We start from the raw sequence: 23,866 nt of genomic DNA, 5'->3' as shown, positions 1-23,866 counted from the left end.
CGGCGGAGGTGTGTCGCCGGGTCGACACGCCGCCGTGCCGACACTCCAGTCACACGACACTCCAGGACACGCCGCGCGCCTCCCTCGAACGGAGGAGTGCAGGCCGTAACTTCGCCCGGCAGGTGACGCGTGTGACGGGTGGTGTTCTCAGATGGGTTCGGGTGTACTGCTGGCCGCTCTGGTCGTGCTGTGGTTCGTCGTGCTGGTGCCCATGGTGGTGACCCGCGGTGACTCCTCGGCGGCTCGCGCCACGGGGGCGGATGCGGGCCGGACGTTGCAGCGGCGTCGGGCGGTCGACCCCGCCGTCTTCGCCGAGACCGAGCGGGTCTCGATCGACCGGGCGGCGCTGGTGACCTCCGGTGAGCTGCGGGTCGACGTCCACGCCGTCCGCCGCCGCACGCTGGCCGGCCTGGTGGCGCTCACGCTGCTGGCGCTGGTGGGCGCGCTGGTCTGGAGCCCGTGGCTGTGGATCGCACAGGGCGTGCTCGACCTCGCGGTGGTCGCCTACCTGATGGTGCTGCGGGCCGCCGCCCGCCGGGAGCGGCTGGCCGCCCGCCGCGCCGCCCGGGCCGCCGCCCGCACCACGCGCCGGCCGGCCGCCCGTCCGGTTCCGACGCCCCGGCCGGCCCCCGTCGAGGAGACGCCGGCCGCGGAGGTGCACCACCACACCGTCGGCCTGCCGCACCCGAGCCTGCCGCTGGCGCCGGTGCACCCGCTGCGCCCCGGCCGGGTCGTGGCCGCCCGCACCGCCGCACCGGCCGGCTGGCAGAACAGCGCCGTCGTGGACCTGGACGACGACGACATCGGCTTCGCCGACATCGACGTCTACCAGCCGCGCCGGGTGGCCAACGGCTGAAGGGAAGAGGACCCCGTCCTCCTCACCGCTCGCAAAGCTCGCGGCGAGCCTCTGGACGGGGCCAGGGCGGGACGCTGCAGGAGCCCCACCCCGATCGTGGCGGCGGCGGAGGCGGACGGTAAGCTCGTCTCCCGTCAGGGGCTGTAGCGCAGTCCGGTAGCGCACCTCGTTCGCATCGAGGGGGTCAGGGGTTCGAATCCCCTCAGCTCCACCCCGACACCCAGAGAGCCCCGCCCGGTCCGTCCGGTGCGGGGCTCTCCGGCGTCCGGCCCGGGTCAGGTGCGGGTGGCCGTCCTGACGGTGTGCGACGCCAGGCGGGTCGCGTGACGCAGCTGCTCGGCTCCCAGCAGCGCCCGGTGCCGTGCCGACTCCGCGGCCGCGGCGGCGATGGGACCTGTCGTGCGGGCGACGTGCCGGGCGCCCTCGCCGGCCAGCACCGCCCGGTGCCGTGCCGACTCAGCGGCCGCGGCGGCGATCGGGCCGGCCGTGCGCGCAGCGTGCCGGACGCTCCTCCTCGCGCGCACGGAGACGGTGCGGACCTGCCCGGCGATCAGCTCGGCCCGGGACGGCGGGCGCGGCGCCCAGGGGCGTCGTGCCCACAGCCGCCGGGGCCACGGCTGCCGGACGACCGGACGCCGGGCGCGGGCCCGCACCACGCCGATGCCCGCTACCACGGCCAGGGCGCCTGCGGCGAGCACGGTTCCGCGACCGGTCGACCCCGAGGCGTCCACAGCGGCCGGCAGCAGGGTCTCCGAGGCCTCGCTCGACGCCTCGATGCCGTAGTGCCGGTAGAGGTCGGCCTCCTGGTCCGTCGACAGCGCCCGCACATCCCCGACCGAGGGTGCGGCCGTGACCTGGGCGCGGGTCACCGCGACCGTCACCCGGCCGTCCGAGCCGTCGGCGTCCAGCGCCGGGACGACGGCACTGGCCCCCTCGACCTCGACGTGCACCCACTCCGGCCGCCCGGTGGACTCGTCGGCGAGGACGGCGGTGACGGCGCCGAGCTCGGTCCCGTCGCGGTCGACGACGGTCCACCCGACCCACTCCCTGGCCTCGTCGCGTGCTGGCAGGCCCATGGCCGCCTCCTCGTGCGGTCGCCGGTCGGGACCCGCGGCGGTGTCTCCACCGGTCGGGCTCCCCGCAGACGGGGCTACCCGCGAGGCCCGGCCGCAACCCGGTCCGGCGCGCCGTGTGGCGGTCGGCGACCACCCGCCGCACCGGCACCCGGGCCAGGGAGCGTGATCGGGGTCGCCCACCCGATCGGGTGACGTCCTCCGCCCGGCCCCTCAGCGGTCCGACGGCGGCGCCGATGCCCCTGGTGTCGAGGACGCAGACGGCTGCGTCCCACCGTCGCCGGAGGAGTTGCCGTGCACCAGCGCACCAGCCGCGCGCGTCGCACCGTGCTCCCCGTGGCGGCGCCCGTGGGCCTGGTGGTGAGCCTGGCCGTCACCTGGGGCTCCACCCACGCGGCCTTCACCGCGAGCACCGACAACCCCGGCAACTCGTGGCAGACCGGCAGCGTCGTCCTCACCCAGAGCCGGAGCGGTTCAGCCCTGTTCACCAGCGCCGGTGACGGCCTCCTCGAGCCCGGTCTCCCGCCCCGCTCGCGCTGCATCCGGCTCGACTACACGGGCAGCCTGCCGGCCGACGTCCGCATGTACGTGGGCTCGCCGGCTGCCGGCGTGACCACGCTCGACCCCTACCTCCTGATGAGCGTGGAGCGGGGCCGGGACGTCACCGCGGCGACCACGGTGGCGGCCGACTGCAGCGAGGGTTTCGCCTCGACCGCCACGCCGACGTTCCTCGACGGCGCCCCCCACGCCGACGCCCCCACGGTGGAGACCTCGCGGACGCTGGACCACCTCAGGGCCGAGCACTCGGACTACGCCTCCGGCGTCGTGGTCAACGGGACGACCGCGCCGCACACGTACATGACCCTCCGGATCACCTACGTGCTCGAGGACGTCAACGAGGCCCAGGGCAAGCAGTCCAGCGCCACGTTCACCTGGGAAGCGAGGAACACGTGACCGCGCCCGTCCTCTCCCGCGGGGCCCCGCGGTCCCGTGCGCCGGAACCCGCGGTCCACCAGCGGGGCCTGCGACCGGCCGCCCTGTGCCGTGGAGTCGTCGTGGCCGTGCTGGCGGCCGTGGCCGGCCTGGTGGTCACCGCCCTCGCCCCCCTCCTCGTCGGCTTCCAGGGCCACGTGGTCGTCTCCGGGTCGATGGAGCCGCGGGTCTCGGCCGGCGACGTGGTGCTGACGCGTCCGGTGCTCCCGCAGGACCTCCAGCCGGGACAGGTGCTGCTCTTCCCGGATCCCGAGGGCGCCGACCGGCTGGTGCTCCACCGCCTCGTCTCCTTCGACGCGCGAGGGGATCTCGTCACGCGGGGCGACGCCAACCGGAGCAACGACACCACGCCCGTACCGGCCTCGAGCGTCATCGGCGAGGCGCAGGTGCGCGTTCCCTACGTCGGGCTGCCCGCGTACTGGCGGCTCACCGGCCAGTGGGGCGACGTGGCCCTGCTCGCCGGCCTCCTCGCGGCAGCGAGCGTCGTCGCCGGCGCCGGGTCCCGCAGCCGGGCCCGGGGGCCGCGGGGCCTCACCAGCGCCGACCGGCTGGTGGCCTGCCCGGCGCCGGATCGCGTCGTCGTCCGCGCCGGACTGCCCCCCGTGCCCCCTCCGGTCGGCACCGAGCCGGCGCGCGGGACCGGACGCCGCTGACGGCCGGTGGCCTGCTCCGGTGACCCCCTGCTCAACATCCGGTGCACGCCGCCGAAGACATGAGCGAGCCGGACCGGTTCCGACGGACGGACCGCAGCCTCGCTGAGGAAGGGGGAGGGTGTGCGCCCACCACCGCTCGCTCCGTCCCCGCGTCTGCTGAGGAGCTGCACGGGCGCCGCCTGGCTCGTCGGCGCCGCCCTGCTGGCCCATCTGACGGCCGGGTGGATCGAGCTGCCGGTCGAGCCTGCCGCCGCGAGCACCAGCGCGGTGAGCCTGGTCGACGACCGCGGTGGCACGGCGCTGTTCACCTCGACCGGCCTGCGCCCGGGCGCTAGCGAGACCGCCTGCGTCTCGCTGGCGGTGACCGGATCCGCCCGGTCGACCGGTGAGGTGACGCTCAGCGCCGAGGTCACCGAGGAGGCCCTCGCCCCCTACCTGCACCTGACCGTCGAGCGGGGCACGCTCGGGAACCCGGCGCGCTGCGCGTCCTTCACCGGCGTACCCGCGTGGAGCGGGACGCTGGCGCAGCTGCCGCGCACGGCCGCCGCGGGGATCCCGACGGGCTGGCGGCCCGGGGACGCGACCACGACGACCTACCGGGTCAGCGTCACGGTCCTCGACGACCCGCGGGCGCAGGGCCTGCGGGCCGCGGCCCGCTTCGTCTGGGCCCTCGACTTCGAGCCGACCCCCGAACCGACCCCGGACCCGACGCCGATGCCGACGCCGACCCCGGTCCCGGTCCCGGTCCCGGAGCCGGCGCCCACGCCCACGCCCACGCCGAGACCCGAACCCCCGGCCCCGGCCCCGACGCCGACGCCCACCCCGCCCCCGACCCCGAGCGCCGTCCCGACGCTCCAGTCGGAGCCGGAGCCGGTCCTCCCGTCCGAGACCCCGAGCCCGACCCCGGCACCGCCGGGGACCGACCCGGATGGGGACGACCCGGATGGCGTCCCGCCGCGCGGGGACGGCGGCAGCGACGTCGTCCAGGCACCGCCGTTGCAGGCGTCCCCCACGACGGTCGGTGAGGTGGTCACCGCGGTGGGGGAGACGGCGCTCGCCGTCGTCGAGGACGGCCAGTTCCCGCTCGCGCTGGTCGCCGTGGTGGCGGGGTTCCTCGCCGTGCAGGGCCGCCTCGACCGGCGGGACCCGAAGCTGGCGCTGGCCCGGGTCCGCCAGGAACTGAACGACTTCCGAGACTTCCCCGAGCTGCCGAGGACGGCATCCCCATGAGCCAGACGCCTGCTCCAGCACAGGGTTCCCTGGACAACCTGCCCCTGGCCGACCGCCTCCGGTGGCTGCTCGCCGTCCGCATCGGCGTCGTCGTCCTGCTGCCCGTCGCGGCGTGGGGGATCACGCGGACGGCCGACACTCCCGCGCTGGGCGCCCTCGTCGTCCCCGGGGTCGGGCTGCTGGCCGTCGGGCTCCTGCTGCACAGGCTGTCCGCGCTCGGCCGCCGCTGGGCGGTGGCGGCGATCACGGTGCCGGTGATCCTCGACGCGGTCCACCTGGGGTGGGCGCTCCACGTCGCCGGGGGCATCTCCGGGCCGGTGGTGTACGTGATCGTCCTGCACGTCATCTGCGTCACGCTGCTGGGCTCGTTCCGCACCGGTCTGAAGATCGCCCTGTGGCACTCGCTCGTGGTCATGTCGGTCCTCAAGGCGGTCGACACGGCCCTGCTGCCCGCACACGACGTCGTCCAGGGCTTCGACTCCGTGTCCTACGGGGTGTTCCTGGTCGCCGTGTGGGTGACCGCGGTGATGACCTCGGGCCTGGGCGCGGTCAACGAGCGCGAGCTGCGTCGGCGTCGCTACGACGAGGAGGCGCTGCGCCGGCTGGCCGGCGCCCTGCACGAGGCGGACACCGGCGCCAAGGTGGCCGAGGCGCTGCTCGACTTCACCGTCGACGCCGCCGACTCCCCCCTCGCCGCGGTGCACTGCCACGTGCCCGAGGGCAGCGCCGTGCCGGCTGTCGACCTGGCCGTCCGCAAGCGCCGGGACCAGGACGCCGAGCCCCTGCGGGGGGTCGGCGCACCCCCGCCGGGGTCGCTGCTCGCCGCGGCGGTCGACCGGGGCAGCACGGTGCTGGCGGCCATGCGGGGCCCCGACCGGTGGGTGGACGAGGTGCTCGAGGGCGCCCGTCGGGTCGTCGCCGTCCCGTTCGGCCTGGACGGGTCCGGCAGCGGTGTCCTGACCTTCCAGGACGACGCGCGCACCGGCTCGCGCATCGAGCGACGCCGGGTCGGCGTCACCGAGCAGGCGGTGGCGCACGCGGCGACGGCGTTCGCCCGCGTCGCGCTGCTGGAGCACCTGCAGGCCAGCGCGCTCACCGACGGCCTCACCGGGGTCGCCAACCGGCGCGCCTTCGACGCCGCCTTCGACCGGGAGCTGTCGGTCGCCGCCCGCACCGAGGCGCCGGTGGCGGTCCTGATCATCGATCTCGACCACTTCAAGCAGCTCAACGACACCTACGGCCACCAGGCCGGCGACGACGTCCTGCGGGGCGTGGGAGCGGCGCTGCGGTCCTGCGTGCGGCCGGGCGACGTCGCCGCGCGCTACGGCGGTGAGGAGTTCGCGCTGGTCCTGCCCGGCGCCACGGCGGACGAGGCCATCGTGGTCGCGCGCCGGCTGCGAGCGGTCCTGCGGGACGTGGAGGCACCGAGGCCGATCACGGCGAGCCTGGGCATCGCCTGTCAGCACGGGGCCGGCCTGTCCGCTGCGGAACTGCTCGCCACCGCCGACACGGCCCTGTACGCCGCCAAGGCCGGCGGGCGAGACCGGGCCCACCTGGCGGGGATGGAGGGGCCGGTCACTGGCGGCGCCACCGACCTCGTGCCGCCGATCCCGGTGCCACGACCCGTCGGGGCGCACGCGACCCGCTGACCGGGGCCGGTGCGCCGAGGCTCGAGCCGCGGCGGACCGGTGCCGATGCCTGCACCCGGCGCGCGGGACCGTACGGGAGGCGTTCAGCGCGCGCCGCGGAAGTCCGGCCGCCGCTTCTCGACGAACGCCCGCACGCCCTCCCGCCCCTCCGGGTCGCCCGCGGACTCCGCGATCAGCCGCGCCTCGTCGTCCAGGTGCTCGTCGAGCGTGCGGACGACGGCACCGCGGACGAGCGCGCGGGTGCGCACCATCGCCCGCACCGGCCCGGCCGCCAGCGCGTGCGCGAGCTCAGTGGCGGCCGCGCGCAGCTCGTCGTCGGCCACCACGCGGGCGACCAGCCCGCAGGCGTGCGCCTCGGTGCCGTCGAGCGTGCCGTTGGTCAGCGCCAGGTCCAGGGCGCGGGCCGGGCCGAGCGCGTGCGCCAGGGTCCAGGAGGTGCCGCCGTCGGGGGAGAAGCCGATGGCGGCGTACGCGGGTCGGATCCTCGTCGAGCGGGCGCAGACCACGACGTCGCAGGCGCCCAGCAGCCCGACGCCGGCCCCGGCGACCGCGCCGTGCACGCCGGCGACGACCGGTACCGGGCTGGCCAGCAGGGTCCGCACGACCTCGTGCCAGTCGGCGGCCAGCCGCCCCACCCCGGCGCCCGGGTCCACCGCCGTCGCGAAGCCGCGCACGTCGCCGCCGACGCAGAAGCGCTCGCCCTCGGCCAGCAGCAGCACCGCCCGGGTCTGCGGCGGGCGGGCCCGCAACGCCTTGCCGAGCGCCGCGGCCATCGCCGGGTCGACGGCGTTGCCGGTCCCCGCGGAGTCGAGGGTCACCCGCCAGACGTCGCCGTCCGCCTCGGTGCGCACCGGCTGGTCGGTCATCGAGGGCCTCCGGGGGTCAGAACCAGGACGGGAACCACATGCGGTCGAGCCACTCGCCGTGCGACAGCGGCTCCCCGGTGAGCACGGGGAGGAAGTAGCCGAACGTCGCCGCCACCACGCCGACGTAGAGGGCCACGACGCCCAGGCCGACCTGCCGGCGCAGCCGCGGGGCCCCGGGACGGCCGAGGACGTCCTGCAGCACCAGGACGACGGCGAGCACGAAGAACGGCAGCACCGGCGCGGTGTAGAAGACGAACATCGTGCGCTCGGGGTTGAGGAACCAGGTGCCCCAGCCGGCGGCGAACGCGACGGCGACGACCAGCGCGGCGGGGTCGCGGCGGGCGACCAGCCGCCAGGCCACCCAGCCCAGCGCGGGCGCGAAGGCGAACCAGAGGGTCGGCGTCCCGAGCATGAGGATGTACCGGATGACCTGCTCGCCGGCCGCGTCGGTGAGGCCCTGCGGGTTCCACAGCAGGATCGGCCGGCCGTTGACCAGCCAGCTCCACGGCCCGGACTCCCACGGGTGCGGGGTGGCGAGGCCGCTGTGGAAGCTCAGCCACTCGGCGTGCTGGTGCCACAGCGAGCGCAACGCGTCGGGCACCCACGGGAACGCCGTCTCCGGGTTCTGCTGCGCCCAGGCCTTGCCCTGCGAGGTCTCGCCGAGGAACCAGCCGGTGAAGCTCGCGACGTAGGTGAGCACCGGGACGGCGGCCAGCGCCCACAGCGCACCGGGCAGGCCGCGCCGCGCGGCGGTGACGGTCGGGCGCGGGACGCCGGCCTCGCGCCAGGCGGCGCGGTCCCAGAACAGGCTCAGCACCGCGAAGGCGGCGAGGAAGTACACCCCGCTCCACTTCACCGCGCAGGCACAGCCGAAGAGCAACCCGGCGGCCAGCCGCCACCCGCGCGGGCCGAGCCGGAAGCCGGTCGTGGTCGATGGGTGCGCCCGGATGCGTTCACGCACCCGGTCCCGGTCGACGACCAGGCAGGCCACCGCGGACAGCACGAACACCTGCAGGAAGACGTCGAGCAGGCCGATCCGCGACAAGGTGAAGGCGAGGCCGTCCAGCGCGAGCAGCAGCCCGGCGACCAGGCCGAGCAGCGTCGAGCCGGTCAGCCGCCGGGTCAGCCGGGTCAGGACGACGACCGCGATGCTCCCGGCGACCGCGGAGGGGAACCGCCAGCCGAAGGAGTCGTAGCCGAACAGCCCGATGCCGCCGGCGATCAGCCACTTGCCCAGCGGCGGGTGGACGATGAACGTGTAGCCGCGGTTGTACTCGTGGCCCCACTCGAGCAGCTCGCGTGCCTCCGGCGGGTAGTACGCCTCGTCGAAGAGCAGGTCCGACGGGTAGCCGATGTCCCACAGCCGGAGGGCGAAGGCGCCCAGGCCGAGCAGTGCGGTGAGCACCCAGGCGGTCCGGCGGTCGGCGGGCAGCGGCGGGGTGGTGTCGCGGCGTGGCCGGGGGAGCGGGCGGCGTCGCGCGTGCGCGGGCCCGGGCCGGCCGGGCTCCCGGTCCGTGCGCTCGGGGGCCAGCACCGCCATGCGGTCAATGTAGTGACAGGGCCCGCCCGCCCCCCGGCGCTGGTAGAAACACCCCCTGCCCCCCGCCACTCGCGAGCTCACGGCGGGACCCTGCAGGGGGCGGCCCCTGCAGGCGGGCCGACGGCGATCGTCGTGACAGGCTGGGCGCATGGTCGGACGGCTGGTGCTCGGTGGCGCTCCGCTCGGTCAGCCCGGCGACGTCGGCCCGCGGTTGCGCACGGCGATGGCGACCGCGGACGTGCTCGCCGTCGAGGACACCCGCCGGCTGCACCGCCTCGCCGCCGACCTCGAGGTGCAGCTGACCGGCCGCGTGGTCACCTTCCACGAGTCGGTCGAGCGCGCCCGGCTGCCCGGGCTGCTGACCGCGCTCGACCAGGGCAGGACCGTGCTGCTGCTCACCGACGCCGGGATGCCCTCGGTCTCCGACCCCGGCTACACCCTCGTGCGCGCGGCGATCGACGCCGGCGTGGAGGTGACCTCGGTGCCCGGACCGTCGGCGGTGATCACCGCGCTGGCGGTGTCCGGCCTGCCGGTCGACCGCTTCTGCTTCGAGGGCTTCCTGCCGCGCAAGGCGGGGGAGCGCCGGTCGCGGCTGGCCGGGCTGGCCGGCGAGCGCCGCACGATGGTGTTCTTCGAGTCGCCGCACCGGCTGGCCGACGCGCTCACCGACGCCGGCGCCGCGTTCGGTCCGTCGCGCCCGGCCGCCGTCTGCCGGGAGCTGACCAAGACCCACGAGGAGGTCCGCCGGGGGGCGTTGGAGGAGCTGGCCTCGTGGGCGGCCGACGGCGTGCGCGGGGAGATCACCCTGGTGGTCGGTGGCGCACCCGCGGAACCGGTGTCGCTCTCGCCGGCCCAGCTGGCCGCGGAGGTCGCCGCCGAGGAGGCCGCGGGCGCGCCCCGCAAGGACGCCATCCGCGCCGTCGTCGTCCGCACGGGGCTGCCGCGCCGCACCGTCTACGACGCCGTCGTCGCCGCCAAGTCCTCCTGACTCACCTTTCTCGCCTGGTCGCGTCGTGTGCACACGACGCGGTCACGTGGGCGCTCGGACCGCGACATGTGCACACGGCGTCGCGTGTGGAGGACGGGGACAGGTCCCCGCGCCCGATCGGCCAGCCTGCGCGCGTGCCGACCAGGAGACTCCTGCCCGAACCGCTGCGAGATCGCGCCTTCCGAGGCACGGACGTCGTCCGACGGGGATTGCTCACCCCTGCGCAGCTGCGCGGTCCTGCCTGCCGCCGGCTGTACCGCGACGTCTACGTCGACGCCAGGGCGCCCGACAGCCACCGGCTGCGTGCCCGAGCGGCCGCCCGCCTCCTGCTCCCCGGCGCCGTGGTCTCCGGGCTCAGTGCGGCGGTCCTGTGGGGCGTGGGCCTCGCCGACGAACGGGACGACGTCGAGCTGGTCCTGCCGCCTGGAACCCACCCACGTCGGATCCCCGGCATCCGGGTACGCCGGGTGCCGCTGGACCCGGCCGACGTCCGGGTGCTCGATCGGGTTCGCGTGTCGTCCCCGGCCGTGGCCACGGTCCGCGCCGCGGCCCTGCTCGAGCCGGACGAGGCGGTCGTGGCGATCGACCGGATGGTCGCGGCCGGCGTCGTCGACCTGCGGGCGCTCCGTGCGCGCGCCGCGACGCGCGGCGCGGCTCCCGCCCGGGTGCGGCGGGCGTGTACCCGCGCGGACGGGCTGGCCGAGTCGCCGCAGGAGACGCGACTGCGTCTGCTGATGGTCGATGGAGGGCTGCCGACGCCCGTCGCCCAGTACGTCGTCCGGCACGAGGGGCGCGACGTCGCCCGGGTGGACTTCGCGTGGCCCGAGCTCCGGATCGCCGTCGAGTACGACGGGGCCTGGCACGCCGAGCCGGGTCAGTTCGCGCGCGACCGGCGGCGGCTCGACCGGCTGCAGGCCGCGGGCTGGACCGTCGTCTTCGTCACGGCCGCGGACCTGCACCATCCCGTCCAGCTGCTGGCGACCCTGCGGGAGGCGCTGCACCGATGACGCCAGGTGCACTCATCGCGCTCCGGGGGACCGCCGGTTTCGCGTCGTGTGCACGAACTGCGCACGGGCAAGCGTCACAGCCAGCCGTTGCGCTTGAAGCCGCGGTAGAGCAGCACGCACGCGGTCACGATGACCAGCAGCACCAGCGGGTAGCCGTAGCGCCACTGCAGCTCCGGCATGAACTCGAAGTTCATCCCGTAGATGCCGGCGATCGCGGTGGGGACGGCGATGATGCCGGCCCACGCACTGATCTTGCGCATGTCCTCGTTGTCGGCCTGCGAGGTGCGGGCGAGAGACGCCTGCAGGATCGAGGTCAGCAGCTCGTCGAGGGCGGCGACCTGGTCGCGCACCCGGATGGCGTGGTCCTCCACGTCGCGGAAGTAGGACCGCATCGCGTCGGGGACGAAGTCCATCTGCCGCTCGGCCAGCTTCTGCAGCGGCACCTCCAGCGGGGAGACCGCCCGCCGCAGCGCCAGCAGCTCCCGTTTGAGCTGGTAGAGCCGCCCGATGTCGTCGGTGCGCTCCGGGCTGAACACCGAGGCCTCGAGTTCGTCGACGTCCTCCTCGACCGCGGCGGCGACGTCGACGAAGGCGTCCACCACGTGGTCGGCGACCGCGTAGAGCACCGCTGCGGGGCCGAGGCGCAGCAGGTCCGGCTGCGATTCCAGGCTCCGACGCAGGTCGGTCAGGCCGCCGTGCTCGCCGTGCCGCACGGTGATCACGTAGTTCGTCCCGAGGAAGACCATGACCTCGCCGGTGTCGACGACCTCGCTGCTCGCGGTCAGCTCCTCGTGCTCCACGTACCGGGCCGTCGTCAGGACCATGAACAGGCCGTCGTCGTACCGCTCGAGCTTGGGCCGCTGGTGGGCGTAGACGGCGTCCTCGACCGCCAGTGGGTGCAGCCCGTAGTGCCCGGCGATGGAGCTGAGCTCGGCCTCGGTCGGCGCGTAGAGCCCCAGCCAGACGAAACCGCCGTGCACCGTGGCCTCCCGCAGCGCCTCGTGCGGGTGGACCGGTGCCTGACGGCGGCCGTCGACGTAGACGGCGCAGTCGACGACGGGGTCGGCGCCGTCGCGCCGGGACGGCGTCGTGCGCGGCCGGCCCTCCGGCCGCGGGCGGGTCGACGGCAGCGCGCCGGGCGTCTCGCGGGGGGCCTCCGTGCCGGGCATCCGCACTCCTCTCCGCACCGGGTCGACGGGACAGCGTAGGCATGCGGTCGAGCCCGTTCCGTGCCACGCTCGCGGGGTCCGGATCGTGGCGAGAGCGAGGGCGTCGTGGCCGTCAACACCCGCCGGGTGAAGTCCGTCGAAGAGTCCATCCGCGACACCGACGAGCCGGAGCACCGGCTGAAGAAGAACCTGTCCGGCCTGGACCTCACCGTCTTCGGCGTCGGCGTGATCATCGGCACCGGGATCTTCGTGCTCACCGGCATCGTCGCCCGGGACCAGGCCGGCCCGGCCGTGGCGATCTCGTTCGTCATCGCCGGCGTGGTCTGCGGGCTGGCCGCGCTCTGCTACGCCGAGTTCGCCTCGACGGTGCCGGTCGCCGGGTCGGCGTACACCTTCTCCTACGCCACGTTCGGCGAGTTCATCGCCTGGATCATCGGCTGGGACCTCGTCCTCGAGCTCGCGCTCGGCGCCGCGACGGTGGCGGTCGGCTGGTCCGGCTACCTCAACCAGCTGCTCGACGACATCGGTACGCCGCTGCCGACGTCGATCGCGGGTGAGACGGCGACGGTCAACATCCCGGCGATCGTGATCACGCTGGTGATGACGGGCGTCCTGATCCTCGGGATCAAGCTCTCCTCGCGCGTCACCACCATCATCGTGGCGATCAAGCTGGCCGTCGTCCTGCTGGTCATCATCGTCGGGTTCTTCTACACCCGGGCCGAGAACTACTCGCCGTTCGTCCCGCCGGCCGAGCCCGCGGCCGCGGGGGAGGAGGGGTGGCTGCACACGCCGCTGATCTCGGTGCTCACCGGCTTCAGCCCCGGCACGTTCGGCTGGGGCGGCGTGCTCGCCGGCGCCGCGATCGTGTTCTTCGCCTTCATCGGCTTCGACATCGTGGCCACCGCCGCGGAGGAGACCCGCGACCCCAAGCGGGACATGCCGCGCGGGATCCTCGGCTCGCTGGCGATCTGCACCGTGCTGTACGTGGCGGTCTCGCTGGTGGTCGTGGGGATGCAGAACTACACCGAGCTGAGCGCGACCGCACCGCTCGCGGGCGCGTTCTCCGCCAACGGGATGCCGGTCTTCTCCAGCATCATCTCGCTGGGCGCGCTGGCCGGGCTGACCTCGGTGGTGATGATCCTGATGCTGGGTCAGTCCCGGGTGCTGTTCGCGATGAGCCGGGACCACCTGCTGCCGCCGGGGCTGGCGAAGGTCCACCCGCGGTACGGCACCCCGTACCGCATCACCATCGCCACCGGGATCGTGGTCGCGCTGCTCGCCGGGTTCGTCCCGCTCACCGCGCTCGCCGAGCTGGTGAACATCGGCACGCTCTTCGCCTTCTTCCTCGTGTCGATCGGGGTGTGGTGGCTGCGGCGCACCCGCCCGGACCTGCACCGCTCCTTCAAGGTCCCGCTCATCAACGTGCTGCCGTGGGTCTCTGCGGCCGCCTCCCTGTGGCTGATGTCCAACCTGCCCGCCGACACCTGGCTGCGCTTCCTCGTCTGGATGGCGCTCGGCATCGGCATGTACTACGTGTACGGCCGCAGCCACAGCCGGATGGCCACCGGGGTGCGGATGTCGGCTGCCGACAACATCGCCCGCCACTGACCCCCTCGGAGGGGTGAGGCCGCCCGCGCACGCCCTCCAGCCGCCCGCTCCGGGCGCCGACCCGACCGGTGACCGACGTCCCCGGCCAGGGAGAGCACACCCGTGGCGAGCACCGTCCTCGACGCCCGCGAGACCCCGCGCGCGCCGTCGTCCGCCGACCGGCGCCGGCCGCCGGCCGCCGTGCTGGCGGCCGCGGTCGTCGGCGTGGCCGAGGCGGTGGCACTGCTGGCCGGCGGGCTGACCGGGCTCGACGGCCTGCTGCTGTCCCCGCTGCGGCCGGCGGGTCCGGTCGTCGCCGTCGTGCTGCTCCTGCTCGCCGGGTGGGTGGTGCTGTGCGCCGGCGGTGGGGTGCTGCTGCTCGACCGGTCCGGACGGCGGGTCTACACCGCCGTGGCCACTGCGGAGGTGGCGCTCGTGGGGGCGCTGCTGGCGCTCGCGCTGCTCACCCCGCTGTTCGACACCCTGCCGGTGGGCCTGCCGCTGCCGGCGCTGGCGCTGCTGACCCTCGGCCTGCCGGTGGGGAAGCTGCTGCTGGCCGGCGCTCCCCCGGCCGTCGCCTGGGTCGCGGAGGGCCCGCGCGCCCCGGCCTCCCGTCCCGAGCCGGCCGCCGTCGGCCCGCGGACCCGGGCGGTCACCCTCGCGCTCATCGGCCTGGCCCTGGTCACCGTCGCGCTCACCACCCCGGTACCCGGAGCGGCCCCCGAGGCCCCGGCGACGGTGGGCACCAGCCGGTCCTGAACCGGCTGGACGCCGCCGGCGGAGGCACGGTTCGGCTCCCCGCCCGCTCCGCTCCTCGGTCGCTCCGCCGCTGCTCGCCTCCGCGCTCGCTCCGCTCCTCGCTCGCCGGCGCTCGCTGCGACGCCCACTCGCTGTCGGCTCGTTCGCTCCCTGCGGTGCTCGCGCCCGTGTCGCCCTCACTACGCTCGTGTCCGTGAGTGATCGGCACATCCTGACCGCCGTGGCCTGGCCCTACGCCAACGGCCCGCGGCACATCGGCCACGTCTCGGGCTTCGGCGTCCCCTCCGACGTCTTCAGCCGCTACCACCGCATGGTGGGCGACCGGGTGCTGATGGTCAGCGGCACCGACGAGCACGGGACGCCGATCACCGTGGCTGCCGACGCGGAGGGCGTGAGCCCGCGGGAGATCGCCGACCGCAACAACCGGGTCATCGTCGGCGACCTGCAGTCGCTCGGGCTGTCCTACGACCTGTTCACCCGGACGACGACGGGCAACCACGCGGCGATCAGCCAGGAGATCTTCCTCGGCCTGCTCAAGAACGGGTACGTCTTCCCGAGGACGACGCTCGGCGCGATCAGCCCGTCGACGGGGCGCACCCTGCCCGACCGCTACATCGAGGGCACCTGCCCGATCTGCGGCTACGACGGCGCCCGTGGCGACCAGTGCGACAACTGCGGCAACCAGCTCGACCCGGTCGACCTGATCAACCCCAGGAGCCGGATCAACGGCGAGACGCCGAGGTTCGTCGAGGAGGAGCACTACTTCCTCGACCTGCCGGCCTTCACCCGCTCGCTGGGCGACTGGCTGGACAGCCGCAAGGGGTGGCGACCCAACGTCCTCAACTTCGCGAAGAACCTCCTCACCGACCTCAAGCCGCGCAGCTACACCCGCGACATCGACTGGGGCGTGCCGGTACCGCTGGACGGCTGGCGCGACCGCCCCGACAAGCGCATCTACGTCTGGTTCGACGCCGTCGTCGGCTACCTGTCGGCCTCCATCGAGTGGGCCCGCCGCTCCGGGGACGACGACGCCTGGCGTCAGTGGTGGCAGACGCCGGACGCCGACGCCTACTACTTCATGGGCAAGGACAACATCGTCTTCCACGCCGAGATCTGGCCCGCCCAGCTGCTCGGCTACGACGGCGAGGGCGACAAGGGCGGGACGCCGGGCTCGCTGGGCCGGCTCAACCTGCCCACCGAGGTGGTCTCCAGCGAGTTCCTGACCATGGAAGGACGCAAGTTCAGCTCGTCCCGCCAGGTCGTCATCTACGTGCGCGACTTCCTGGCCCGCTACGACGCCGACGCGCTGCGCTACTTCATCGCCGCGGCCGGGCCGGAGAGCCAGGACACCGACTTCACCTGGGCGGAGTTCCTGCGCCGCAACAACGACGAGCTGGTCGCCGGGTGGGGCAACCTGGTCAACCGCACGGTGTCGATGGCCGCGAAGAACGTCGGCGCCGTCCCGACCCCGGGCGGGCTGACCGACGCCGACCGGGCGCTGCTGGGCGCGACCTCGGGCGCCTTCGGGCCGGTCGGGGAGCTGCTGTCGCGGAACCGGCAGAAGGCCGCGGCCGCGGAGGCGATGCGGGTGGTCGGCGAGGCCAACAAGTACCTGTCCGACCAGGCGCCGTGGAAGCTCAAGGAGGACCCGGCCCGCCGCGACACCGTGCTGCACACCGCGCTGCAGGCGGTCAGCGACTGCAACGCGCTGCTCACGCCGTTCCTCCCGCACTCGGCGCAGAAGGTGCACGAACTGCTCGGCGGCACCGGTGTGTGGTCGCCGGCGCCGCGGATCGAGGAGGTCACCGACCTCGACGACGGCTCGCCGTACCCGATCATCACCGGCGACCACGCCGAGGGGCAGGCGGTCTGGGCCTCCCGGCCGCTTCCGCCGGGGACGCCGCTGTCGCCGCCCACCCCGGTGTTCAAGAAGCTCGACGAGTCGATCGTCGAGGAGGAGCTGACCCGGCTCGAGGGCGGGCAGTGACGGCCATCCCCGCGGAGATGGCCGCTGCGGGGGGCGGGGAGTGAGTCGCTCGGCCGCGTCGCGCGCCAACCGGAGAGGCGGCAAGCCGCCGTCCCCCGAGCCGTTGCCCGCCCCGGCGATCGACAGCCACACCCACCTCGACATCACCCTCGACAGCGACCGGCGACCGGACGACCGGGCCGTCGACGACGAAATCGAGTCCGCGGCCGCCGTGGGCGTTCCGCGGCTGGTGCAGGTCGGGGTGGACGTGGGCTCCTCCCGATGGTCGGCCGAGGTCGCCGCCCGGCACCCGCACGTGCTGGCCGCCGTCGCCCTGCACCCCAACGAGGCCGGTGCGGGGGCGGCGACCGACGACGCGCTCGCCGAGATCGACCGGCTCGCGGCACTGCCCCGGGTGCGGGCGGTGGGGGAGACCGGCCTCGACCGGTTCCGCACCGGCCCCGACGGCTGGGCGGCGCAGGAGGCGTCGTTCCGGGCGCACATCCGGATCGCCAAGGACCGCGGGATCGCGCTGGTCATCCACGACCGCGACGCCCACGAGGAGATCCTGCGGGTGGTCGACGACGAGGGCGCGCCGGAGCACGTCGTCATGCACTGCTTCTCCGGCGACGCCTCCTTCGCCCGGGCCTGCGTCGAGCGGGGCTTCGTGCTGTCCTTCGCGGGCACGCTGACCTTCGCCAACGCCGGCTACCTGCGGGAGGCCGCCGCGCTCGCGCCGGTCGGGCAGCTGCTGGTGGAGACCGACTCGCCGTTCCTGACCCCGGTCCCGTACCGCGGCCGTCCCAACGCCTCCCGGCTGGTGCCGCACACGGTCCGCGCACTGGCCGAGGTCACCGGCGTCGAGCTCGAGGAGCTCTGCGCCCACCTCACCACCACCGCCGAACGCGTCTTCGGCAGCTGGTAGCAGAAGGACCCCCGCCCCCACCGTGGAAGGACCCCGTCCTCATCCCTCGCAGGCTCGCGACGAGCCTCGGGACGGGGCCGGCGGCGGGACCCTGCCGGGGGCGGCGCTGCCCCCCGTCTGGCCGGCGCTCGCCGCGGGACCCTGCAGCGGGGCCGACCGGCGGCAGCCGGGTCGCAGTGTCATGACGGTGACACGTCACGTGGCGCACATCGGGGGGACACTGGCCCCGTGGGCCGCCTCATCGCCGTCATCCTCTTCATCGCCGTGCTGGTCCCCGGTGTCCTGCTCGCCCGCGCCTGGGCCCTGGCCGCCGGCCGCCGGGCCGTTGCCGCCGCGGCGGTCGGCTTCACCACGCCCACGCCGGAGGGGCTCGCCACCCTGACGCGTCAGGCCCAGCACGGACGCCGCGTGCGCCGGCTGGGCTTCCTGCTCGGGCTGGCCGGCGTCGGCGTCAGCATCGCGCTGTTCGCCGAGGCCTCGGTGTTCCTCTGGCTGCCGGCGCTCGTCCTGGGGCTGTTGCTGGGGGTCGTCCTCGCCGAGGCGACCCGCCCCCGGCCCCGCTGGCGGGCCGGGTCCCCGCCCCGTCGGCCGCGCCAGTCCGAGCTGATCTCGATGGTGCTGCTCTGGTCGATGCGCGCGGTCGCCCTCGCCGAGCTGGTCGCGGCCGTCGCCATGTGGCGGCGCGGCGAACTGCCCGACAGCGTCGGCTGGGTCGCCGTCGTCGTCCCGCTGGCCGCCTGGCTGCTCGCCGAGGTCGCGCTGCTCCGGGCGCAGCTGAGGCCGCTGCCGGCCGAGGGCGCCGACGTGCCGCTCGACGAGGCGCTGCGCACCTGGACGGCGCACCTGGTCACCGCGGCCGTCAGCGTGCTGGCGCTGCTGCCGCTGGGGACGCTGCTCCTGGCGGCCGGCATCGACCTCGGCGACCGCGTGACCCAGGGCATCGACCTGCTGCCCGTGGCGCTCGTCGCCGGGGGCTTCGCCGGGCTGGCCGCGGGCCTCGCGCTCGCCGTCTTCCTGGTCACCTGGCTGCGACCGGTGCGGGTCGACGACCGGGCACTGACCGTGTGATCGATGACATCGCGGTCCTCCGGACCGCACCGCGGCCAACGGCCGTCCCCGGCCTGCGCTGAGCCCCACCCGGTCGCTCGTCGGGGACCCTCCGGGCCCCGCTCCTCGCGGCCGCCCCGCTGGGCGGCTCCCGCTGGCACGGCGGCCAACGGCCGTCCCCGGCCTGCGCTGAGCCCCACCCGGTCGCTCGTCGGGGACCCTCCGGGCCCCGCTCCTCGCGGCCGCCCCGCCGGGCGGCTCCCGCTGGCACCGCGCTGCACCGCGGGCTTGCTCACCCCACTGACCTCACGCTGCGCACTCGCCACACCCACCCCAGCCGGCGCGCCCGTCACGGACCGTGTCGGCGCGTCCCGGAGTCGACAGATCACCTCGCTGGTTCACTCGTCGCGCACCGTTGCCACACACATCGTTTCCGTTACCGTGTCGTGACCAGCCGGGGTGGGAACCGACCCGGAGGGCACCGCGACCGGGAGCTCCGTCTCCCGGTCGACTGCCGTCCGAGCCGGGTCGCGCTCGGTGCCCGCCAGCCGGCGTGTACCTGCGCGTGCTCCTCCCGGGTCCTCGAGCCCTGGAAGAGTCGTGCCCCGATCCCTGAAGTCCGTCCTCCTCGCCCTCGTCCTGCTGGGACTCGTGGGCGGCTCCGTGGCCTACTTCGCCGCGCAGAAGTCCCTGACGGTGACCGTCGACGGCCAGGCGCGGGAGGTCCGCACCTACGCCGGCACGGTCGGTGAGGTGCTCCAGGAGGAGGGGCTGCGGACGCAGTCGCACGACGTCGTCCTGCCGGACGCCGCCGCTCCGGTCAGCGACGGCGACACCGTCGTGCTCAACCGTGCCCGCCCGCTCACGCTCACCGTGGACGGCGTGCGGAGCGAGGTCTACGTGACCGCGCTGTCGGTCGACGAGGCGCTGGCGCAGCTCGGCTACCGCGCCGAGGACCTCGTCGTCTCCGCGAGCCGCAGCGAGCGCCTCCCGCTCGGCGGCATGGCCCTGTCGATCACCACGCCCCGGGACGTCACCCTCGTCGTCGACGGCCAGGAGCGCGTGGTCACCACCACCGCGGCCACCGCCGGGGACCTGCTCGCCGAGCAGGGCGTCGTCCTCGGCCCCACCGACCGCACGAGCATGTACCCGGAGCAGGCGCTCCTGGCCCACATGCGGCTGCAGGTCTTCCGCGTGCAGGTCGGCGAGGTCGCCGTCCCCACGCCGATCGACTACCGGACCGTCGAGACCGAGGACCCCAACGCCTTCGAGGGCGACGACACCGTCACCCGGGAGGGCGTGGAGGGCGAGCAGGTGACCACCTACCGGGTCACCGTCACCGACGGCGTCGAGACCGCCCGCGAGCAGCTGGCCACCGCGGTCACCCGCGAGCCGGTCGACGAGCTGGTCACCGTCGGTACCAAGGCCCGCCCCGTGTCCAGCGGCAACAAGCCCAGCGCCGACGGCCTCGACTGGGCCGCCCTGGCGAAGTGCGAGTCCGGCGGCCGCCCGAACGCGGTGAGCGGCACCGGCAAGTACCGGGGCATGTACCAGTTCTCGCAGGGGACGTGGAACGCTGTCGGCGGCAGCGGCGACCCGGCCGCCGCCTCGGCCGACGAGCAGACCTACCGTGCGCAGCTGCTGTACCAGCGTTCCGGCGCCGGCCAGTGGCCGCACTGCGGTTCGAACCTCTTCAACTGATCGGACCGGTGCTGAGCACGCCACCCGAACAGACCGACGGGCTGCTGGGCCCGGCCGCGATCCGCGACCTGGCCCAGCAGCTCGAGCTGCGCCCGACCAAGACCCTCGGCCAGAACTTCCTGCACGACGCGAACACCATCCGGCGGATCGTGCGGACCGCCGAGCTGACCCCCGGGGACGTCGTCCTGGAGGTCGGCCCCGGTCTCGGCTCGCTGACCCTGGGGCTGCTGCCCGTCGCCGCGCACGTCACCGCCGTGGAGATCGACCCCCGGCTGGCCGCGCTGCTGCCCCGCACGGTGGCCGAGCGCGCGCCCGCGCTCGCCGACCGGCTGACCGTCGTCGAGGCCGACGCGCTGCGCATCCGGGAGGTGCCCGGTGCCGCTCCGACGGCGCTGGTGGCCAACCTGCCGTACAACGTGGCGGTGCCCGTCCTGCTGCACCTGCTGGACCTGCTGCCGACGCTGCGGCGCGCGCTGGTCCTCGTGCAGGCCGAGGTGGCCGAGCGCCTGGCCGCGGCCCCGGGCTCGTCGGCCTACGGCGTGCCGTCGGCCAAGGCCGCCTGGTACGGCGAGGTGCGCCGGGCCGGCAACGTCGGCCGGCGGGTCTTCTGGCCCGAGCCCAACGTCGACTCCGGACTGGTCGCCCTCGACCGTCGTCCGCCGCCCCCGGGCGACCGCGCCGCCACCTTCGCCGTGATCGACGCCGCCTTCGCCACCCGCCGCAAGGGGCTGCGCGCGGCGCTGGCCCGCTGGGCCGGCGGCCCCCCGGAGGCCGAGGCCCGGCTGCGCGCCGCCGGTATCGACCCGACCACCCGCGGGGAGCAGCTGTCGGTCGCGGACTTCGCGCGGCTGGCCGCGACGGAGGTCCCGGCGTGAGCTGGTCCTCACCCGGTGGACCCGGCCGGCTGGCCGGGGACGGCACCGTCGTCGCCCGCGCTCCCGCCAAGGTCAACGTGCACCTCGCGGTCGGGCCGCTGCGCTCCGACGGCTTCCACGAGCTGCGCACCGTCTACCTGGCCGTCTCGCTGTTCGACACGGTCACCGTGCGCCCCGGCGACGGGCTCTCGCTCACGGTCACCGGCGAGGGGACGACGGGCAGCGGGCCGGACGCCGTCCCCACCGACCGCCGCAACCTCGTCTGGCGGGCCGCCGAGCTGCTGGCCGAGCGTGCCGGGGTGCCGGCCGACGCCGCCATCACCATCGACAAGTCGATCCCGGCCGCCGCGGGGCTGGCGGGTGGCAGCGCGGACGCCGCCGCGGCGCTGGTCGCCCTCGACGCGCTGTGGGCCACCCACGCCACCCGCGGCGAGCTCACCACGCTGGCCGCCCGGCTGGGCAGCGACGTCCCGTTCAGCCTGCTCGGCGGGGTGGCCCTGGGGTCGGGCCGAGGCGAGCAGCTGTCCCCGGTGCTGGCCCGCCGCCGCTGGGACTGGGTGCTCGGCATCGCCGGCGAGGGGCTGTCCACGCCGGCGGTCTACGCCGAGCTGGACCGGCTGCGGTCCGCGGGCCGGGTGCCCGACGGCGAGGAGCTGTCCTCACCCGACCCGGTGATCGCGGCGCTGCGCAGTGGTCCGGTGCCCGCCCTGGCCGCCGCCCTCGGCAACGACCTGCAGCCCCCGGCGCTCTCGCTGCGGCCGGACCTGCGGCGGGCGCTGCGGGCCGCGACCGGGGCCGGTGCCGCGGCAGCGGTGGTCAGCGGCTCGGGTCCGACGGTCGCCGCCCTCGCCGAGGACGAGGAGTCCGCGGTGCGGCTGACCGCGGCGCTGGCCGGCGAGGGTGTCTACCGCACCGTGCGGGCGGTGCACGGGCCGGTGCCCGGCGCGCGGCTGGTCGGCTGAGGAAGGACCACCCTTCCCCCCGCCTCGTAAGAGGACCTCCCTGCCCCTCGCCACTCGCAGGCTCGCGGCGGGACCCTGCAGGGCGGCCGGCGGGGCCCTGAAGGGTGGCCGTTCCAGCCCGTCACGAGGCTCGCGGCGGGACCCCGTGAGGGAACCGCCGGGCCGGTGGGGACACCCGCCCGAGCCCTGCGCAGGCTCAGGGCGCGCCAGGAGGGGGGCTGAGGTGGGCCAGGCCGTTGTAGGCGAGCTCGACCAGGTGGGCGGCGACCTCCTCCTTGCCGGGGGAGCGGCGCTCCAGCCACCACTGACCGACCAGGGCGACCATCCCGACCAGCGCCTGGCTGTACAGCTCGGCCAGCGCCGGGTCGTGGCCGCGGGCGCTGAACTGCGCGCCGAGGATGTGCTCGACCTTGCGGGCGACCTCGCCGATCAGGGACGCGTAGCCGTCGGACGAGCCGCCGGCCGGGGAGTCGCGGGAGAGCACCCGGAAGCCGTCGGTGTCCTCCTCGATGTAGTCCAGCAGTACGAGGGCGGCGCGCTCCAGCAGCTCGCGCGGCGAGCCCCCGGCGGCGAGCGCGGAGGTGAAGCGGTCGAGCAGCCGCTGCATCTCCCGGTCGACGACGACGGTGTAGAGGCCCTCCTTGCCGCCGAAGTGCTCGTAGACCACCGGCTTGCTCACGTCGGCGCGGGCGGCGAGCTCCTCGATGGAGGTGCCGTCGTAGCCGCGCTGGGCGAAGACCTCCCGGCCGACGTCGAGCAGCTGCTGGCGTCGCTGGGCACCGGTCATCCGCACCCGCGGGCGCGCCGCGCCGCCGGGCACGGCGGCCGTCGTCCCCCGGCCCCGCCCAGCGGCTCGCCCTGAGCCTGCGAAGGGTGAGGGGGACGGGGTGTTCCTCAGGACGCGGCCGTCGCCGCGGTACGGCGCTTGGCCGCCAGCCGGACCGGGTCGGGCCACTTGACGCCGTGCACCCAGCCCAGCTTCTCGAACACCCAGATCACCCGCGCGCTGATGTCGATCTGCCCGCGCAGCACGCCGTGCCGGGCGCAGGTCGGGTCGGCGTGGTGCAGGTTGTGCCAGGACTCGCCGGCGCTGAGGATCGCCAGCGGCCAGAAGTTGGTGGCGCGGTCCCGCGAGACGAACGGCCGGTCGCCGACGACGTGGCACACCGAGTTGATCGACCAGGTCACGTGGTGCAGCAGCGCGACCCGCACCAGGCCGGCCCAGAAGAACGCCGTCCAGGCACCGGTCCAGCTCGCCGTGACCAGGCCGCCGATGACGGCCGGCAGCGCCAGGCTGAGGAAGGCCCAGAGGATGAACAGCCGGCTGGTCCGCCGCAGGCCGGTGTCCTTGAGCAGGTCGGGGGCGTAGCGCTCGGCGTTGGTCTGCCGGCGGTCGAACAGCCAGCCGAGGTGGGCGTGCCACATGCCCTTGAGCAGGGCGCGGGCGTCGGTGCCGTACCGCCAGGGGGAGTGCGGGTCGCCCTCGCGGTCGGAGAAGGCGTGGTGGCGGCGGTGGTCGGCCACCCACTGCACGACCGGCCCCTGGATGGCCATGCACCCGACGACGGCCAGCGCGATCCGCAGCGGCCGGGTGGCCTTGAACGAGCCGTGGGTGAAGTACCGGTGGTAGCCGACGGTGATGCCGAGCAGGGTGAGGGAGTAGAAGCCCACGGCCAGGCCGACGTCGAGCCAGGACAGGCCCCAACCCCAGACCGCCGGGACGACGGCGGCGAGGGCGAGGAACGGCACGACGACGAAGACGTAGAGCGTGACCTGCTCCAGCACCCCCTTCTCCTTGCCGAAGGCGTTCGCCGGGAGCCCGGCATCGGGGTCGGCCGGCCGGAGGACGGGGGCCGTGGGCCGGGTGGGAGCAGGAGCGGACAAGCGGCCTCCAGGTCGCGTCGTGCGGTCCGGCGAGGCCGCCGTACCGGTACGACTCCGTAACCTACGTCACCGTAGGGAAGCCCGCCTCCCGGGCGCCGGAGCGGGTGGCGCGTGGACCGGGCGCCTAGGCTCACGG

General features: G+C 75.2%; 21 protein-coding genes and 1 tRNA gene. 16 read left to right on the top strand and 6 right to left on the bottom strand.

The genetic code is table 11. The annotated features are described in order from the left end of the window. The first annotated feature begins 151 nt into the window (after nt 1–151). The gene (sepX, locus tag BUB17_RS09015) at nt 152–856 is read left to right on the top strand and encodes a divisome protein SepX/GlpR (RefSeq protein WP_072916750.1); all 705 of its coding nucleotides are present in this window, start codon (nt 152–154) and stop codon (nt 854–856) included. Nucleotides 857–993: 137 nt separating this feature from the next. After that, nucleotides 994–1,067: transfer RNA gene (locus tag BUB17_RS09010), tRNA-Ala, on the top strand. Nucleotides 1,068–1,131: 64 nt separating this feature from the next. Here BUB17_RS09010 and BUB17_RS09005 read toward each other — a convergent pair. Continuing rightward, the gene (locus tag BUB17_RS09005) at nt 1,132–1,932 is read right to left on the bottom strand and encodes a PRC-barrel domain-containing protein (RefSeq protein ID WP_072916747.1); all 801 of its coding nucleotides are present in this window, start codon (nt 1,930–1,932) and stop codon (nt 1,132–1,134) included. 291 nt (nt 1,933–2,223) lie between these two features. Between BUB17_RS09005 and BUB17_RS26760 the strand changes: the two genes are divergently transcribed. The 4 genes from BUB17_RS26760 (at nt 2,224) to BUB17_RS08985 (ending at nt 6,454) form a co-directional block, all read left to right on the top strand. Next, nucleotides 2,224–2,883, top strand: coding sequence for a hypothetical protein (locus tag BUB17_RS26760; protein ID WP_072916745.1), 660 nt, complete (start codon nt 2,224–2,226; stop codon nt 2,881–2,883). Nucleotides 2,884–2,984: 101 nt separating this feature from the next. After that, the gene (locus tag BUB17_RS26755; protein WP_072916743.1) at nt 2,985–3,575 is read left to right on the top strand and encodes a signal peptidase I; all 591 of its coding nucleotides are present in this window, start codon (nt 2,985–2,987) and stop codon (nt 3,573–3,575) included. Between the two features lie 120 nt (nt 3,576–3,695). Further along, nucleotides 3,696–4,805, top strand: coding sequence for a hypothetical protein (locus BUB17_RS08990; RefSeq protein WP_072916740.1), 1,110 nt, complete (start codon nt 3,696–3,698; stop codon nt 4,803–4,805). Next, complete coding sequence (locus tag BUB17_RS08985) at nt 4,802–6,454, top strand: GGDEF domain-containing protein (protein WP_072916738.1); 1,653 nt, start codon at nt 4,802–4,804, stop codon at nt 6,452–6,454. Before BUB17_RS08990 ends, BUB17_RS08985 begins: the two co-directional genes overlap by 4 nt. Before the next feature lie 83 nt (nt 6,455–6,537). On the opposite strand, the gene BUB17_RS08980 is transcribed toward BUB17_RS08985, so the two are convergent. Both BUB17_RS08980 and BUB17_RS08975 read right to left on the bottom strand, forming a co-directional pair. Further along, on the bottom strand, nt 6,538–7,320 hold the full coding sequence (locus BUB17_RS08980) for an enoyl-CoA hydratase/isomerase family protein (RefSeq protein WP_072916735.1): 783 nt from the start codon (nt 7,318–7,320) through the stop codon (nt 6,538–6,540). Between the two features lie 16 nt (nt 7,321–7,336). After that, a complete protein-coding gene (locus BUB17_RS08975; protein WP_072916733.1) occupies nt 7,337–8,860 on the bottom strand; it encodes a dolichyl-phosphate-mannose--protein mannosyltransferase in 1,524 nt (507 codons plus the stop codon). A 148-nt stretch (nt 8,861–9,008) separates the two neighbouring features. Here BUB17_RS08975 and rsmI point away from each other — a divergent pair, with 148 nt between their 5' ends. Next, nucleotides 9,009–9,848 (top strand): 16S rRNA (cytidine(1402)-2'-O)-methyltransferase, encoded by an 840-nt coding sequence (gene rsmI / locus BUB17_RS08970; protein ID WP_072916730.1) that lies wholly within the window; start codon nt 9,009–9,011, stop codon nt 9,846–9,848. A gap of 134 nt (nt 9,849–9,982) precedes the next feature. Continuing rightward, nucleotides 9,983–10,855: a DUF559 domain-containing protein gene (locus BUB17_RS26045; RefSeq protein WP_141242965.1), complete on the top strand. Its 873-nt coding sequence runs from the start codon at nt 9,983–9,985 to the stop codon at nt 10,853–10,855. 74 nt (nt 10,856–10,929) lie between these two features. On the opposite strand, the gene corA is transcribed toward BUB17_RS26045, so the two are convergent. Then, the gene (gene corA / locus BUB17_RS08960) at nt 10,930–12,024 is read right to left on the bottom strand and encodes a magnesium/cobalt transporter CorA (protein WP_072916728.1); all 1,095 of its coding nucleotides are present in this window, start codon (nt 12,022–12,024) and stop codon (nt 10,930–10,932) included. A 105-nt stretch (nt 12,025–12,129) separates the two neighbouring features. Between corA and BUB17_RS08955 the strand changes: the two genes are divergently transcribed. The 8 genes from BUB17_RS08955 to BUB17_RS08920 all read left to right on the top strand — a co-directional run bounded on the left by BUB17_RS08955 (nt 12,130) and on the right by BUB17_RS08920 (nt 21,846). Then, nucleotides 12,130–13,632 carry an amino acid permease gene (locus BUB17_RS08955; RefSeq protein ID WP_072916725.1) on the top strand — a complete coding sequence of 501 codons (1,503 nt, stop codon included), beginning with the start codon at nt 12,130–12,132 and terminating at the stop codon, nt 13,630–13,632. 102 nt (nt 13,633–13,734) lie between these two features. Continuing rightward, nucleotides 13,735–14,370, top strand: a complete 636-nt coding sequence (locus BUB17_RS08950) for a hypothetical protein (RefSeq protein WP_072916723.1) — start codon at nt 13,735–13,737, stop codon at nt 14,368–14,370. Nucleotides 14,371–14,563: 193 nt separating this feature from the next. After that, nucleotides 14,564–16,357: a methionine--tRNA ligase gene (gene metG / locus BUB17_RS08945; protein WP_072917191.1), complete on the top strand. Its 1,794-nt coding sequence runs from the start codon at nt 14,564–14,566 to the stop codon at nt 16,355–16,357. A 40-nt stretch (nt 16,358–16,397) separates the two neighbouring features. Beyond that, a complete protein-coding gene (locus tag BUB17_RS08940) occupies nt 16,398–17,261 on the top strand; it encodes a TatD family hydrolase (RefSeq protein ID WP_072916720.1) in 864 nt (287 codons plus the stop codon). 228 nt (nt 17,262–17,489) lie between these two features. Then, complete coding sequence (locus BUB17_RS08935; RefSeq protein ID WP_072916716.1) at nt 17,490–18,329, top strand: hypothetical protein; 840 nt, start codon at nt 17,490–17,492, stop codon at nt 18,327–18,329. Nucleotides 18,330–18,908: 579 nt separating this feature from the next. Continuing rightward, nucleotides 18,909–20,009 carry a resuscitation-promoting factor gene (locus BUB17_RS08930; protein ID WP_072916712.1) on the top strand — a complete coding sequence of 367 codons (1,101 nt, stop codon included), beginning with the start codon at nt 18,909–18,911 and terminating at the stop codon, nt 20,007–20,009. Nucleotides 20,010–20,017: 8 nt separating this feature from the next. Further along, on the top strand, nt 20,018–20,884 hold the full coding sequence (gene rsmA, locus BUB17_RS08925; protein ID WP_083606198.1) for a 16S rRNA (adenine(1518)-N(6)/adenine(1519)-N(6))-dimethyltransferase RsmA: 867 nt from the start codon (nt 20,018–20,020) through the stop codon (nt 20,882–20,884). Then, nucleotides 20,881–21,846: a 4-(cytidine 5'-diphospho)-2-C-methyl-D-erythritol kinase gene (locus tag BUB17_RS08920; RefSeq protein WP_083606197.1), complete on the top strand. Its 966-nt coding sequence runs from the start codon at nt 20,881–20,883 to the stop codon at nt 21,844–21,846. The genes rsmA and BUB17_RS08920 overlap by 4 nt, the downstream gene beginning before the upstream one ends. 196 nt (nt 21,847–22,042) lie before the next feature. Here the strand turns inward: BUB17_RS08920 and BUB17_RS08915 are convergent, their stop codons facing one another. After that, a complete protein-coding gene (locus BUB17_RS08915) occupies nt 22,043–22,666 on the bottom strand; it encodes a TetR/AcrR family transcriptional regulator (protein ID WP_083606195.1) in 624 nt (207 codons plus the stop codon). Nucleotides 22,667–22,740: 74 nt separating this feature from the next. Beyond that, a complete protein-coding gene (locus tag BUB17_RS08910; RefSeq protein WP_072916708.1) occupies nt 22,741–23,730 on the bottom strand; it encodes an acyl-CoA desaturase in 990 nt (329 codons plus the stop codon). Nucleotides 23,731–23,866: the final 136 nt, after the last annotated feature.

It is taken from the genome of Geodermatophilus obscurus (assembly GCF_900143215.1).
In the GTDB taxonomy this organism is placed as follows: Bacteria; Actinomycetota; Actinomycetes; order Mycobacteriales; family Geodermatophilaceae; genus Geodermatophilus; species Geodermatophilus obscurus_A.
This window is presented reverse-complemented; position numbering and strand designations above follow the sequence as displayed.